We start from the raw sequence: 13,276 nt of genomic DNA, 5'->3' as shown, positions 1-13,276 counted from the left end.
AGCCCATGTAAAAGTGGGCTTTTTTGTTTTTATAGCTTGCCGTATCTGGCACTGATTAGCAGCGTCAAGCACAAGTTGAATGGGGTATTAAAGTTGGTATTATCGCAAGCAGATGCCATTAATGGCAGATAAGAGTCGTTCACCTTTGGTCGCTATGGCGTTGGGGGTATCACTATGGCAAAAGCCCGTGAGTGACTTGGTGAAGCCAAGTGGATGGTCGCCGATGGAAAGTCGCCAGCGAAGGAGAAGGCCCGCAACAGTGACTCATTGCGCGTGAGATTATACTCCAGATATACCGGTAGGCTACTGAGCGAGGCTAGAAGGTTGAGAACCTAGCAGAGTTGGTAAGGCCAGTAAGTATTGCTAGGTTTGAGCAGAGAGATCGAACTCTGACGCCTGAATAAATCAGGGTCATGTACCACTACGCTGAAACTGGCCGAACGATGCCGGAGGACTTTAAGCAAGCCTTGGACACCATTCGGTATGCGATACCGAGCTAATTGCTACGAAGAAAGACGGTCACGGACCGCCTATAATCTACAGAGGGCTAATCAATCTCTCCAATTACAAAGTTAAAAAATACACATTTTTGCAAAGTAGAACAAAGTTAGCGCAAAACAATCATAGGTATTTCTGTTTGCTCAATCATTTCCATTGTATTACTACCTAAAAATATACTTGCTAATTTAGAGTGAGAAAAAGCACCCATCACAAGCATATTAACACCACTGCTTTCTTTGTACTTCATTAAAGCATCAAAAATTTTCCCTTCTAATAAACTAGCTTTCACCTCAAAGCCGCTATTAGTTAATAACTCTTTCGTTTGCTGGAATTTTTTTTCTATGTTTGGTGCGCTATTTTTTACAGTGACTAAATGGCAGGTCAAATCATGTAACAGCCCACCTTCAATAATACGTTGCACGGCTTGGTCCGCAGTTTCTCTGCCATCATAAGCAAGCATAAAGCTTCTAGGTGTTTTAAATGACTGATTCGCAATTAGTATTGGTGTGTGGACTCTACGAATAATTTGTTCAATATGAGAGCCAAGTGTCTTGAAATCTCCAGCATGTTGTTGACCAGACTTCCCAATAATAATGAGTCTTGCATCATTTTCAAGAGCACAAATGGCTTCAACAATACCACTGTGACGCTGTGTTTTTTCAACATCATGGCAACCGTTGGCAACCAAAAGAGCCTTGGAGTGTGCCAAGATTTCCTTACCAAGGGATAAAGCAACTTTACTGCGTTGTTCGTCTAAAGCGGCCATTTCATTGAGAAGTGAAGAGCGGGCGCCAAGGCCAATGGCTCCACTTAAATCTTCTGTAGCTGGTGAGTGATTTTTTTCAATAGCATGCAGTAGCAAAACAGGTTTATTCAACTGTTTAGCAGACCAACAAGCGGCTGCACATACCTGATCAGAAACCGCAGAGCCATCAATACAGGTAATTATCTTATTCATAAGTTTCTCCTTAGTGGCCTGCCATTAATTTTTCAACTTCCTTTGGATCGTTATGGACGCCAAATTTATCAACAATAGTTTCTGTCGCCTCACTCATTCCAATAATTTCAACTGTCGCACCTTCCCGCCTAAACTTAATAACGACTTTGTCTAAAGACGACACGGCAGTAATATCCCAAAAATGCGCTTGGGTTAAGTCAATGGTTACCTTATCAACCGCTTTTTTAAAATCAAAGGAATCAATGAACTGTTCAGATGAGGCAAAGAAAATCTGACCAACCACACGATAAGTACGTGAAGCATCATCAGTTTGCGCTGTTTTAACTACCATGAAGCGACCAATTTTGTTTGCAAAGAATAACGTTGCCAATAAAACACCAACGAAGACACCAATCGCTAGGTTATGTGTTGCCACCACAACAATAACGGTCGTGATCATGACGATATTGGTTGATAATGGATGCTTTTTTAAGTCTTTAATTGATGACCATGAGAAGGTTCCGATTGAAACCATGATCATAACGGCCACCAGAGCCGCCATCGGGATCTGTTTTATCCATTTATCCAAGAATACAACAAGGATAAGTAAAAATAGGCCCGCACTAAAGGTAGATAGTCGCCCACGACCGCCAGATTTTACGTTGATAATAGACTGCCCTATCATGGCACAACCAGCCATACCACCGAGTAATCCAGAGCCAATGTTGGCAATACCTTGACCTTTACATTCACGGTTTCGGTCACTTTGAGTATCCGTCAAATCATCAACAATCGTGGCTGTCATCATTGACTCTAATAAACCTACAATGGCAAGACCTAAGGAATAAGGAAGGATAATCATCAACGTGTCGAAATTTAGTGGCACATCAGGCCATAGAAAAATAGGAAGCGTGTCCGGTAATTCCCCCATGTCACCAACGGTTCGGATATCCAAACCTACGATCATCGCAAATGCGGTGAGAACAACAATACATACTAAGGGTGAAGGGAGAGCTTTGCCGATAATCGGGATATATGGAAATAAATAGATGATAGCTAAACCTATCGCCGTCATAGCATACACATGCCAAGTGACATTGGTAAGCTCAGGCAATTGAGCCATAAAAATTAAAATAGCAAGCGCATTAACAAAACCTGTTACGACAGAACGAGATACAAAACGCATTAGGCTCCCTAACTTAAGGTAGCCAGCAACTATTTGGATCAAACCGGTGAGCAATGTTGCAGCAAGCAAATACTCAAGACCATGCTCTTTTACCAACGTAACCATGAGTAATGCCATTGCGCCTGTTGCAGCGGAGATCATACCCGGGCGACCACCCACAAACGCTATAACAACTGCAATACAAAATGAAGCGTAAAGACCCACTTTGGGGTCAACACCTGCGATGATGGAAAATGCAATCGCTTCAGGTATTAGCGCTAAGGCAACAACAGTACCTGCTAAGAGGTCTCCCTTGATGTTGGAAAACCATTCAAGTTTCATTTTTTCGAGCATAGATAGCCTTATAAACTGAGAGACAATGCAGGCATACAAAATTAAATCGCAACAACGATTAACTTCATGCGCAGATTGTCATATTTTTTACTAGGGGTGAATTTGTTCGACCAAAGACCTGCCATTGGTGGATACGGCATAAAGTGAGTCACGTTGATAAATGTGACTTTAGAGGAGAGTCAGGCGCCTAGGGTGGCGTAATATGCAAAACGAGTTCCTTTCTATAAGAGTTCAGATTATAAAGAATTTAGATTATAAAAATAACTATTCATGATACCGTAGATAATCTGTAGTGGCAACTTAAGGGGGCCCTATACACATAATCAGGCCACTACCAGTTGAGTTTCTGGGGAGCTTAGTAAGAGAAAGCCAACGGAGTATCCCACCGGTTCGCTAAGCGCTCCAGATAGCCATAACGATTTCTTTATTTTTATCGTTTTTAATTACGAGTAATAGTAGATAATTTTGACGGTATTATTGACGGTATCACAGAGCATAGAGTAGGGTTAATTTTGAAAGACGATAATGTCAGTATTCAATTAACTTAATTTGTGGCTACCCTAAGGTTTAAATGTGAAAAAAGTTTTAGTTGCAGGTGCTACAGGCTATTTGGGGCAATATCTCGTTGCAGAATTAAAAAAACAAGGTTATTGGGTCAGAGCGCTTGTCAGGAGACAAAACCAACAAGGGTTGGTGGCTAGTGCCGATCATATCTATGTTGGGGAAGTGACGGAACCGAACACACTGCATGGTGTTACTGAGGGAATAGACGTCGTTATTAGTGCGGTTGGAATAACCCGACAAAAAGATGGTTTGACCTATATGGATGTTGATTATCAAGGTAATATCAACCTATTAGATGAAGCAATAGCTGATGAGGTAAAGCAATTTGTTTATGTTTCAGCTATCGATGGCGATAAAAACCGACACTTAAAGATATTTGAAGCAAAAGAACGTTTTGCGGATGAACTCAAACAATCTTCTCTTTCTTCTATTATCGTTCGTCCCAACGGCTACTTTAGTGATATGGGTGATTTTTTGAAGATGGCAGCTTCTGGGCGAGTTTATTTGTTCGGTGATGGTCATGTGCAAATTAACCCAATTTCGGGTAAAGATTTGGCTGAATTTATCGTTAAGGCCCTTAATCAGGGGCAAGCAAGGCAGGAACTATCTGTGGGAGGGCCTGAAGTGCTTTCTCTAAATGATATTGCCAATTGTGCAGCCCAAGCCTTAGGACAAGATATCAAAATTAGCTATCTCCCTGACTGGGTTCGTAGGGGAAGTATTTTTGCAGTTCGGCATTTCACGCCGCAAAAGTTTTATGGCCCAATTGAATTTTTTCTGACATTTATGGGGGAAAGCCACTTAGGTGAACCTGTAGGAGGTGATCGACTCGAAGATTTTTATCGTAACGAAGTTAACATGCTGAAAAAAAGTAGATAACTGACTTGAAATATCTAGTTCGCTGGGTCAATAGGGAAATAAGCAGGGATCAATATTACAGTTCAATAATAACGCCTGCGGCGATAAAGACGAGTACAAGAGTCGTAATCGCGACATAAACATAATCTCGGTCACGTATAAAAAAGGCTAGCATTAAAATAACGCGTAATACAGGCAAAAGAATAAACAATGCAATGCCCGCACTCACAATGTCAGAGCCATGTAGTGGAAGTAGGGATGTGCCCCAAAATGGTTTTAAAGCGGTTAAGGCTACACCAATGGCAATCAAGGTTGTCGCTAACCATGTTCCGTAGCGAAGTAACAGAGCGATGACTTGGTCCCGTAATTCTAAATACCCTTTCTCAGACTTCATAGTGTCCCAGCAAAAATGTGTATATCAAAAGCGCTCATAAGCATTTGAAATGCTAAAAACGCCAGAATGATGACAAAAAAGATACGCAATTTATCGGCAGGTAGCCCTATAAGTAAGCGTGCTCCGATAATTGAGCCAATAACTGAACCTAAGGCGATAGGGCCAGCAACATTAATGTCAATATCCCCTCGAACAAAATAAGCCCCTGCACTGGCTGCTGCTGTCACCCCAATCATGAAATTGGATGTAGCGCTTGAAACTTTAATGGGAAGGCGCAAGGCGCTATCCATGGCAGGTATTTTGAGTACACCAGAGCCAATTCCTAATAATGCCGAAATCAACCCCGCCCCGTACATGAATATCATCCCAAGAGGAACACGACTGACGTAATAGGGGACTTCCTGCCTAGATTGGCTTTCTGGAAAACTGGAATGTAAGCGTAAGGTTGTAGCCCAGCGAGTTTGATTGATTGGAGTAGCAGCAATGACTTCATATCGGCGAGTTAACATCTGTTTAGCTGAAATTGTGAGGATCAAGGCAAAGAGGCCATACAGTACAGGGGGTGAGATGAGCCCAATTAACAGCACCCCTGTCAAGGCACCAAATGTAGTGGCTGTTTCAAGTACAATGGCTAGACGGGTATTGGTTAGGCGATTTTTGAGAAACTGACCTGCACTACCACATGAACACGCTATGACGGAGACCAGGCTTGCTCCAATGGCGATGTGGATTTCTACACCAAAAATTTGCGTGAGAATTGGCACAATAAAAATGCCACTTGCCATCCCCAGTATTCCACCAAGCGCACTTGCTGCACAAGCCGCGATAAACAGTAATAGAGCGTCCATTATTTAGGCTTTCGGTGAGGTGCGTGGACGACGTGTTAAACGCGTGGCGAAGCTAATCAGATCACCGCGATAGTAGAGCTTTTCATAATCAATGGGCTGGTGGCCTGTGGTATAGGATGTTCGTTCGATTAAAAAGATCGCACTACCTGTATCAATATTGAGAGCAAGAGCGACATTAGAAGGGGCTGTAATAGCTGCAAGGCGATATTCTGCCTCAGTTAATGGGATAGCGTATTTATCTTCGAGTAGAGAAAAGATGGGTTCAGCATCTAAATCGTGTGTGATAATTTTTTCTCCAATTTCTTGAGGGAGATAGGTTTCATCGAAAGACATGGCGATGCCATCGGCAAGGCGGACACGCTGGAGCCGCATTACGGCACTTCCAGGTAAGATGCCAAGTTGCTCAGCTACATGTGTATCGGCAGATACGATTTGCTTGTCTAATAGGCGAGCCGTTGGGATACGACCAAGGGCTTGCATATCCTCAACAAACCCAGTCAACTCAGTGAGTTCTTGGTTGATTTTAGGCATGGTCACAAAGGTCCCTTTACCACGCCGGATTTCAATTTGTTCGCGCAATACAAGGTTCTCAATCGCCTTGCGTACTGTTGTGCGGCTTGCATTAAACCTTTCTATTAGGCGATCTTCGGATGGCAATTGGCTGCCTGGGGGGTATATACCATTGGAAATATCAGCCGCGAGAGCTGATTCGATTTTTGCGTAAAGCGGTAAATGTTCAGGATTAATATTCATACCATCATCATGACATCATGATGTCCTTATGTCAATGTTGTCTATGAGGTGACGAATGTAATTAAAAATAGCCCTATAGAGCCCCAATAATGGGCGAATATGATATGCAAGATAACCATGTGGTAAGCACTAAATAAGCTGCTATCAAGCCACCAAGAAATAAGCCAAATGGATGGTAACAGTGTAATAAATATAAGTAATGGGTTGGGGAGGATTAGGAGCGATAAGAAACATTGATTATGTTTATGCGTACAATGTGACTTTTTATGCATTAAAAGTGAATTATTACTTGTTCAAATTATTCAAATTGATATTATCACGGTGAAATGTATTTATGCAGGTCAACGTCCCCAAAATGAGAACAACAACGGATTGGGGTGAATATCACTATAGTTAAGGAATAATTTGTGGCTTTTCGTTTAAAATATCTTGCATTACTACCGCTATTTGTTGCTACGACAGCATGCCAACAACCGTTTAATACTAATGCTAATGATGTAGCAACACCTGTAGTACAAACCCAATCCGTAGTGGTTAATAACTCATGGATTGAAATCTCACGAGGCGCATTAGAATTTAATGTGCAAAAAGTTCAAGCTCTATTAGGCGATAAATCCTCTCTTTGCGCGGTATTGAAAGGGGATGCTTACGGTCATGACCTTTCATTAGTTACCCCCATTATGATTGAAAACAATGTTCAATGTATTGGCGTAACAAACAACCAAGAATTAAAAACAGTGAGAGACTTAGGTTTTAAAGGCCGTTTAATGCGAGTGAGAAATGCGACTGAGCAGGAAATGGCACAAGCGACACAATATGACACGGAAGAACTCATTGGTAATTTAGCAATGGCGCAACGTTTGAATGCGATTGCAAAACAACAAAATAAAATCATTCCTATTCATTTAGCGCTAAATTCGGCAGGGATGTCCCGTAATGGACTCGAAGTAAGCCATGCCGCTGGTTTGAATGAAGCGAAGCAGATTTCAGAATTACCGCAATTAAAAATCGTGGGAATTATGTCTCACTATCCAGAGGAAGATGAAGCTCAAATCCGTAAAGATCTTGCAAAATTCAAGAAAGGATCACAACAAGTCTTGGCGGTAACTGGAATAAAGCGTGAAGATGTGATGCTGCATGTGGCGAATACTTATGCAACTATTACTGTCCCCGAGTCGTGGCTAGATATGGTGCGTGTAGGAGGGATCTTTTATGGTGACACCGTTGCAACGAACGACTATAAACGTGTAATGACGCTTAAATCAAATATTGCTGCGGTGAATCATTACCCTAAAGGAAATACTGTGGGTTATGACAGAACTTATACTTTGAAACGAGATTCTGTTTTGGCCAATATTCCTGTTGGTTATGCTGATGGCTACCGTCGAGTATTTAGTAATACTGGTCATGCATTGATCAATGGCCAAACTGTTCCTGTGTTAGGAAAAACATCAATGAATACCGTTATGGTGGATGTTACTGATTTAAAACAAGTCAGCCCAGGTGATGAAGTCGTATTTTTTGGTAAACAAGGGAATGCCGAGATAACGGCTGAAGAAGTTGAAGATATCAGTGGCGCACTTTTTACAGAGATGTCGATCCTGTGGGGCGCAACAAATAAACGTGTTTTAGTCGACTAGTTTTAATCTCGAAATATTCAACTTGAACCCGCGATTATCGCGGGTTTTTGCATATTAAATACGATTCCAGATAAAGTGCAATGTATTGTTATAAGTTTATAAAGTATAGGTCTATAAAGTGCTGTTTAGCTTAATTAGTATCGAAACCTTAACCTTGATATGTTAGCTTGAATAAGTCGTTATAAGTGATAAAGCAAATAGAAGAATTAGAAGGATATTATATTATGTATCAAGTTGATTTACATGCGCACACCATTGCCAGCACCCATGCATATAGTACGGTGAGTGAATATTTTACGGAAGCGGCAAGCCGTGGTGTAAAGCTATTTGCGATCACAGACCATGGACCTGAAATGCAAGATGCCCCTCATGAATGGCATTTTGGTAATATGCCTATCTTACCTCGGATTGTTGATGGTGTTGGTTTACTGTATGGTATTGAAGCTAATATAAAAAATAAGCTGGGTGAGACAGACTGTAATGAAAAAATAGCACGTCATCTGGATATTATATTAGCGGGTTTTCATGAGCCGGTATTAGAGCCCCAAAGTTTAGCTGATAATACAGAAGCCATGATTGCAACGATCCGCAGTGGTAAAGTGCAAATCATTACGCACCCTGGAAACCCTAAGTACCCCATCGATATTAAAGCGGTTGCCCAAGCGGCGAAAGAAAGTAATGTTGCTTTAGAAATGAATAACTCATCATTTCTCCATTCCCGAGCGGGTAGTCAAAAGAACTGTTTAGAAATTGCAAAAGCGGTTAAAGACAGTGGAGGTTGGGTTTCGCTGGGGTCTGACTCTCACTTTTCAGGTTACTTAGGTCGTTTTGACCGTGTCATTGAAATGCTGGACTCTATTGATTTCCCACAATCTCAGATCCTGAATGTAACACCACGTCGTGTGCTTGATTTTCTTGAATCTCATGGGCGTAAACCAATCCCTGAATTTGCTGATTTCTAAGTATATTGCTTAGGATATTCTGCAATAAGAATGAAAGCCGCTCAGTCAGATATGAGTCCGGCTTTTATTTTTAGTTCTGCATTAGGTGAAGAATATAATATCAGTTTAATGATAATAAATTAAAAGCAGAGAAAAAAGAGAGCAAAGAAAAATCTGCGCAGGCGGGCAAGTCTGTAAAATAATTTAATGGAATATCGTTAACGTCACGGTGTCATGGGAAATAATTCTATGGCGCTGCATGATGGCTGATATGGTATACTGCTCATTATTTTTAAATCAGTGATGTTTATGAACTATCAATGCCCCCTTTGTTTTAAACCCCTTCAAAAAGTACAAAATAGCTTTCGTTGTGAAGCTAACCACCAGTTTGATTGTGCAAAAGAAGGTTATGTTAATTTATTACCTGTGCAACATAAACGTTCAAAAGACCCCGGTGATAGCGCAGAGATGATGCAGGCTCGTAGGCAGTTTCTTGATGCGGGGCATTATCACCTGATGCGTGACAAAGTTTCAGAAAAAATAGCCCAATTTATTCCGTCATCAAATATGAGTTTGCTAGATATTGGTTGTGGGGAAGGGTATTACACTGATTATTTTGCACAAGAACTGAAAAAGCAAGACGAGCAAGCCACGGTCTTTGGGTTAGATGTGTCTAAAGCGGCAATCCGTTACGCGGCTAAGCGTTATAAATCAGTACATTTTTGTGTGGGGACTAGCCACCGATTACCTTTTGCGGATACAAGTTTCGGTAGTATTGTCCGAATTTATGCACCATGCAAAGGGGAAGAATTAAGCCGTATCTTAATATCTAAGGGGACTCTAATTACCGTCACTCCAGCAGCAGAACATCTGCAAGAATTAAAAGCATTGATTTATGATGAAGTGAAATTGCATCCTGTTAAAGAAGAAAATCTACCTAATTTTGTTCTATTAGACGAAACACGGTTAAATTATAAAATGTCACTGGCAGGCAGCGAAGCTTATGAATTGCTAGCAATGACGCCATTTGCTTGGCGTGCGTCTGAAGAAGTTAAGCAAGGTTTATTATTATCTAATGTGAAGAATTATACTGCTGATTTCTTGATCCGGGTTTACCAATATCAGGGTGAGTAGAACGCTTAAAATTGCCCCCTAAGATAATTAGGGGGCAACAAAATTATGAAGCGTACATAAATAATTCAAGGTGCTCGAATAAGATATTAAACCCGATACCAATTAATACTAATCCACCTACAATTTCGGCTTTTTTCCCTAATAATGGGCCGACATAACGGCCGATCATCATCCCAACAGTCGCCATTATCATCGTCATTAAGCCAATAGTCATTGCAGTATGAACGATGTCTACTTGTAAAAATGCTAAACCAAGACCGATTGCCATTGCATCAAGACTAGTGGCTATCGCTGATAATATTAGGTTTGTTGAGCTATGACTTGACGGCTTTGAACAACATTCTTCATCTTTTGTTTTAATGCTCTGCCAAATCATACGAGCACCTAAAACAAATAATAAAGCAAATGCAATCCAATGATCCCAACGAATGACATATTGACTTGCAAGTATCCCAATACCCCAACCTATAATTGGGGTTATGGCTTCAATGAAGCCAAAAATAAATCCAGTGCGGAGAATTTCTCTGAAGCGAGGTTTATGCAAAACAGCACCTTTGCAAATGGCTACAGCAAAGGCATCCATGGATAGTGCAAGGGCTAAGATAAGGGTAGCGTAAAAGCTCATAACAAGAACCTCGGTTGGGTGTTTCCATATACACATAAATTACCCCCAACCAAAAGGCTTATTTATGTGTCTATGGTCTTGCCAACCGAATCTGGTGTCCGCACCACGTTTGAAACCAAACGAGTATGTTGATACGGACTTTCTGGTATATATATAATACCAGAACAGGCTACTCCCCAATGACGTTGAAAGAAAGATACCACATTTTATTTTAAAGGCAACAATTAATTAATTGTGGATATTAAACGTTAGTGAGAATTATTATCAACTAGGGTATTAAGAAAAAAAAGGTTAATTATAAATTTAATTAACCTTAGTTTTATTATGAATATATATAATGATTATTTATGATTAATTAAAAACTCATAAATTCTTTGCAAATCATCAAGATGAGATACTTTTATGTAAATTTTCTTTTGTTCTAACCCTATTATTAATATGCCATCTTCAGATAAATTCATTGTTTTTATTCTTTCGTATAAAATAAAAGTATTGGCAAAATAAAACCCAGTTTGTTTAAAAAATAGCTTAGGTGTTCTTATAAATGCCAAGTAAATAGACATGAATATAGTAACCAATAATAAGTAAGTGGTTAATAAATTACCATGGCGAACAATATTTGTGTAAATAACAATACATATTAATACAATAAAAATGGTGGCATCAATACGATGTTTTCGTTTTAAGTTGATCTTTAATAACGTTTTGCCTTTCAGTAAATGCTGAATAAATTCGTCATAAATTGCATACACAAGCATGAGCAAAATGATAATAGCGAGAATGGCATCATTGAAAGTCATTGGAGCGCCCTTGGATAAGTAAACATGTGCAGAGCTTAAAATTAAAAAAGGGAGGCTGCAACCTCCCAATTCAAATAATTACAAGAGAATTATGGTGCTAAGAATTTCAGCCAAGCACCTAAGATACCAAGACCGAAGAAACCGATAATAATCCATAATGCATTAACTTTATGGCGTAAGAGCCACATACATCCGAAGGTTAATAACAATGGCACTAAACCAGGCATTAATTGGTCTAGGATCATCTGTACAGTCGTAATATCTTCTACACCTGTAGTTTGGTTTTTGATGCGCGAAACCTCAAGTGGAATATTGACGTGTGTCCACTTGTTTACTAAGGCCCCCATAACAAACAAACCAAGTATTGAAGCTCCCTCTGTTAATTTTTGTAGGAAGCCGCCTCCCATATCTTGAACAATATCGATCCCTTTCTTATAACCATATGAAATTCCATAGTATAAGGTGAGTAACCGTACTAGGTTGAATAAAAAGAAAAAGAGTAATGGGCCGAGTAAACTACCTGTCATCGCGATCCCAGCACCGAGTGCCGCAAAGACAGGGCGTACTGTTCCCCAGAAAATTGGGTCACCGACACCAGCAAGAGGCCCCATGAGACCGACCTTGATACCGTTGATTGCCCCGTCATCAATGTCTGCACCATTAGCGCGTTGTTCTTCCATTGCCATCGTCACGCCAAGGACCGGCGCTGCAACGTATGGGTGCGTATTGAAAAATTCTAAATGGCGTTTAATCGCTTGTTTACGGTCGTCATTATTTTCTGGATAAAGGCGGCGAATAACAGGGATCATTGAATAGCAGAAGCCGAGAGCTTGCATACGTTCAAAGTTCCAAGAGCCTTGGAATAAATTGGAACGCAAAAAAACACCGCGAATATCGCTCTGAGTCAGTTTTTTCTCTGTAGATTGAGTTGTGTCAACCATGATTGCGTTCCTCCTAGTCTAATTCATTATCAAGATTGTTGTTACTATTCCCTTGGCTCACAACAACTTGAGATTTGTTGTATTTAGGGCTGAGTTGGATGTAAAGTACGGCCATGACAACACCAATGACACCCAGAGCAACGAGGTTGAAATCTGTAAAGGCTGCAGTGACAAAGCCTAGGTAGAAGAACGGCATCAGATAGCCTGCACGCATCATATTAATGACCATTGCATAACCAACAACAACAATCATACCCCCAGCGATATTTAAGCCACTTGTGACAACTTCAGGGATTGAACTTAGCAGTTGCTGAACCTCGGATGTCCCTACAGAAACAGCAACAATAAGCGCAGGAATAGCAACGCGCATAGCTTGCAAGACCAGTGCTGAAACGTGAACTACGCTTAGATAAGTCAAGTTACCAGTCGTTGTAGCCCTATCAGCTGCGTGTTGGAACGCAACAGTAATGGTACGTACGATAATGGTTAATACTTGCCCAGCCGCGGCAAGAGGAATGGCTAATGCAATACCAGCACCAATGCTTTGCCCACCGGCGATGACCAAAATGGTTGAAATAATTGAGGCGAGTGCAGCATCAGGTGCGACCGCGGCACCGATATTCATCCACCCCAAAGCTATCATTTCCAAAGTACCACCGATGATGATACCTGTTTTCATGTCTCCCAAAACGATACCAATAAGCGTACAGGCAACGAGAGGGCGGTGAAACTGGAATTCATCGAGGATTGACCCCATCCCCGCGATACATGCAACGATGAAGACCAGTACTATTTGAACAACGGTAAGTTCCATTGTTTAA

At 40.8% G+C, this 13,276-nt stretch carries 13 protein-coding genes, 1 pseudogene and 1 riboswitch; of the genes and pseudogenes, 5 read left to right on the top strand and 9 right to left on the bottom strand.

Annotated features, from left to right (window positions below):
• Nucleotides 1-132 precede the first annotated feature (132 nt).
• Nucleotides 133-401, top strand: a pseudogene (locus RB151_RS23060) (tyrosine-type recombinase/integrase); the annotation flags it as partial.
• A gap of 206 nt (nucleotides 402-607) precedes the next feature.
• On the opposite strand, the gene RB151_RS12120 reads toward RB151_RS23060, so the two are convergent.
• Both RB151_RS12120 and RB151_RS12115 read right to left on the bottom strand, forming a co-directional pair.
• Nucleotides 608-1,459, bottom strand: a complete 852-nt coding sequence (locus RB151_RS12120; protein ID WP_042843571.1) for a universal stress protein — start codon at nucleotides 1,457-1,459, stop codon at nucleotides 608-610.
• 10 nt (nucleotides 1,460-1,469) lie between these two features.
• Complete coding sequence (locus RB151_RS12115) at nucleotides 1,470-2,957, bottom strand: SulP family inorganic anion transporter (RefSeq protein ID WP_071548138.1); 1,488 nt, start codon at nucleotides 2,955-2,957, stop codon at nucleotides 1,470-1,472.
• Nucleotides 2,958-3,530: 573 nt separating this feature from the next.
• On the opposite strand from RB151_RS12115, the gene RB151_RS12110 reads away from it, so the two are divergent.
• Entirely contained in the window at nucleotides 3,531-4,400 is an 870-nt protein-coding gene (locus RB151_RS12110) for an SDR family oxidoreductase (RefSeq protein ID WP_071548137.1), read from the top strand.
• A 55-nt stretch (nucleotides 4,401-4,455) separates the two neighbouring features.
• Here the strand turns inward: RB151_RS12110 and RB151_RS12105 are convergent, their stop codons facing one another.
• From RB151_RS12105 to RB151_RS12095, 3 genes are read right to left on the bottom strand one after another with little or no spacing between them, the layout of a single operon-like run.
• Nucleotides 4,456-4,773 carry a DUF1634 domain-containing protein gene (locus tag RB151_RS12105; protein WP_042843574.1) on the bottom strand — a complete coding sequence of 106 codons (318 nt, stop codon included), beginning with the start codon at nucleotides 4,771-4,773 and terminating at the stop codon, nucleotides 4,456-4,458.
• The gene (locus RB151_RS12100; protein ID WP_071548136.1) at nucleotides 4,770-5,621 is read right to left on the bottom strand and encodes a sulfite exporter TauE/SafE family protein; all 852 of its coding nucleotides are present in this window, start codon (nucleotides 5,619-5,621) and stop codon (nucleotides 4,770-4,772) included. The genes RB151_RS12105 and RB151_RS12100 overlap by 4 nt, the downstream gene beginning before the upstream one ends.
• A gap of 3 nt (nucleotides 5,622-5,624) precedes the next feature.
• On the bottom strand, nucleotides 5,625-6,374 hold the full coding sequence (locus RB151_RS12095; RefSeq protein WP_042843576.1) for a GntR family transcriptional regulator: 750 nt from the start codon (nucleotides 6,372-6,374) through the stop codon (nucleotides 5,625-5,627).
• Between the two features lie 407 nt (nucleotides 6,375-6,781).
• Between RB151_RS12095 and alr the strand changes: the two genes are divergently transcribed.
• The 3 genes from alr to rlmA all read left to right on the top strand — a co-directional run bounded on the left by alr (nucleotide 6,782) and on the right by rlmA (nucleotide 10,089).
• Nucleotides 6,782-8,014, top strand: a complete 1,233-nt coding sequence (alr, locus tag RB151_RS12090) for an alanine racemase (protein ID WP_042843577.1) — start codon at nucleotides 6,782-6,784, stop codon at nucleotides 8,012-8,014.
• Nucleotides 8,015-8,238: 224 nt separating this feature from the next.
• A complete protein-coding gene (locus tag RB151_RS12085; RefSeq protein WP_042843578.1) occupies nucleotides 8,239-8,976 on the top strand; it encodes a phosphatase in 738 nt (245 codons plus the stop codon).
• Nucleotides 8,977-9,264: 288 nt separating this feature from the next.
• Nucleotides 9,265-10,089, top strand: coding sequence for a 23S rRNA (guanine(745)-N(1))-methyltransferase (gene rlmA, locus RB151_RS12080; RefSeq protein ID WP_042844319.1), 825 nt, complete (start codon nucleotides 9,265-9,267; stop codon nucleotides 10,087-10,089).
• A 43-nt stretch (nucleotides 10,090-10,132) separates the two neighbouring features.
• Here rlmA and mntP read toward each other — a convergent pair whose 3' ends face one another.
• The 4 genes from mntP to RB151_RS12060 all read right to left on the bottom strand — a co-directional run bounded on the left by mntP (nucleotide 10,133) and on the right by RB151_RS12060 (nucleotide 13,269).
• Nucleotides 10,133-10,714 (bottom strand): manganese efflux pump MntP, encoded by a 582-nt coding sequence (gene mntP, locus RB151_RS12075; protein WP_042843579.1) that lies wholly within the window; start codon nucleotides 10,712-10,714, stop codon nucleotides 10,133-10,135.
• A gap of 47 nt (nucleotides 10,715-10,761) precedes the next feature.
• A riboswitch (yybP-ykoY riboswitch) is annotated at nucleotides 10,762-10,904 on the bottom strand.
• 151 nt (nucleotides 10,905-11,055) lie between these two features.
• Nucleotides 11,056-11,514 carry a DUF986 family protein gene (locus RB151_RS12070; protein WP_042843580.1) on the bottom strand — a complete coding sequence of 153 codons (459 nt, stop codon included), beginning with the start codon at nucleotides 11,512-11,514 and terminating at the stop codon, nucleotides 11,056-11,058.
• A gap of 89 nt (nucleotides 11,515-11,603) precedes the next feature.
• Nucleotides 11,604-12,455: a PTS mannose transporter subunit IID gene (locus RB151_RS12065; protein WP_042843581.1), complete on the bottom strand. Its 852-nt coding sequence runs from the start codon at nucleotides 12,453-12,455 to the stop codon at nucleotides 11,604-11,606.
• 13 nt (nucleotides 12,456-12,468) lie between these two features.
• Nucleotides 12,469-13,269: a PTS mannose/fructose/sorbose transporter subunit IIC gene (locus tag RB151_RS12060; protein WP_042843583.1), complete on the bottom strand. Its 801-nt coding sequence runs from the start codon at nucleotides 13,267-13,269 to the stop codon at nucleotides 12,469-12,471.
• Between the last annotated feature and the right edge of the window lie 7 nt (nucleotides 13,270-13,276).

Origin of the sequence: Providencia rettgeri (assembly GCF_001874625.1) — a bacterium.
Classification (GTDB): domain Bacteria; phylum Pseudomonadota; class Gammaproteobacteria; order Enterobacterales; family Enterobacteriaceae; genus Providencia; species Providencia huashanensis.
The sequence above is the reverse complement of the archived record's forward strand: the minus strand, read 5'-3'. Positions and strand labels throughout refer to the sequence as shown.

Coding starts and splice junctions, on each gene's coding strand:
- RB151_RS12065 (WP_042843581.1), bottom strand. CDS start 12,455: ATGGTTGACACAACTCAATCTACAGAGAAAAAACTGACTCAGAGCGAT.
- RB151_RS12100 (WP_071548136.1), bottom strand. CDS start 5,621: ATGGACGCTCTATTACTGTTTATCGCGGCTTGTGCAGCAAGTGCGCTT.
- RB151_RS12115 (WP_071548138.1), bottom strand. CDS start 2,957: ATGCTCGAAAAAATGAAACTTGAATGGTTTTCCAACATCAAGGGAGAC.
- RB151_RS12120 (WP_042843571.1), bottom strand. CDS start 1,459: ATGAATAAGATAATTACCTGTATTGATGGCTCTGCGGTTTCTGATCAG.
- RB151_RS12085 (WP_042843578.1), top strand. CDS start 8,239: ATGTATCAAGTTGATTTACATGCGCACACCATTGCCAGCACCCATGCA.
- RB151_RS12105 (WP_042843574.1), bottom strand. CDS start 4,773: ATGAAGTCTGAGAAAGGGTATTTAGAATTACGGGACCAAGTCATCGCT.
- rlmA (WP_042844319.1), top strand. CDS start 9,265: ATGAACTATCAATGCCCCCTTTGTTTTAAACCCCTTCAAAAAGTACAA.
- mntP (WP_042843579.1), bottom strand. CDS start 10,714: ATGAGCTTTTACGCTACCCTTATCTTAGCCCTTGCACTATCCATGGAT.
- RB151_RS12060 (WP_042843583.1), bottom strand. CDS start 13,269: ATGGAACTTACCGTTGTTCAAATAGTACTGGTCTTCATCGTTGCATGT.
- RB151_RS12095 (WP_042843576.1), bottom strand. CDS start 6,374: ATGAATATTAATCCTGAACATTTACCGCTTTACGCAAAAATCGAATCA.
- RB151_RS12070 (WP_042843580.1), bottom strand. CDS start 11,514: ATGACTTTCAATGATGCCATTCTCGCTATTATCATTTTGCTCATGCTT.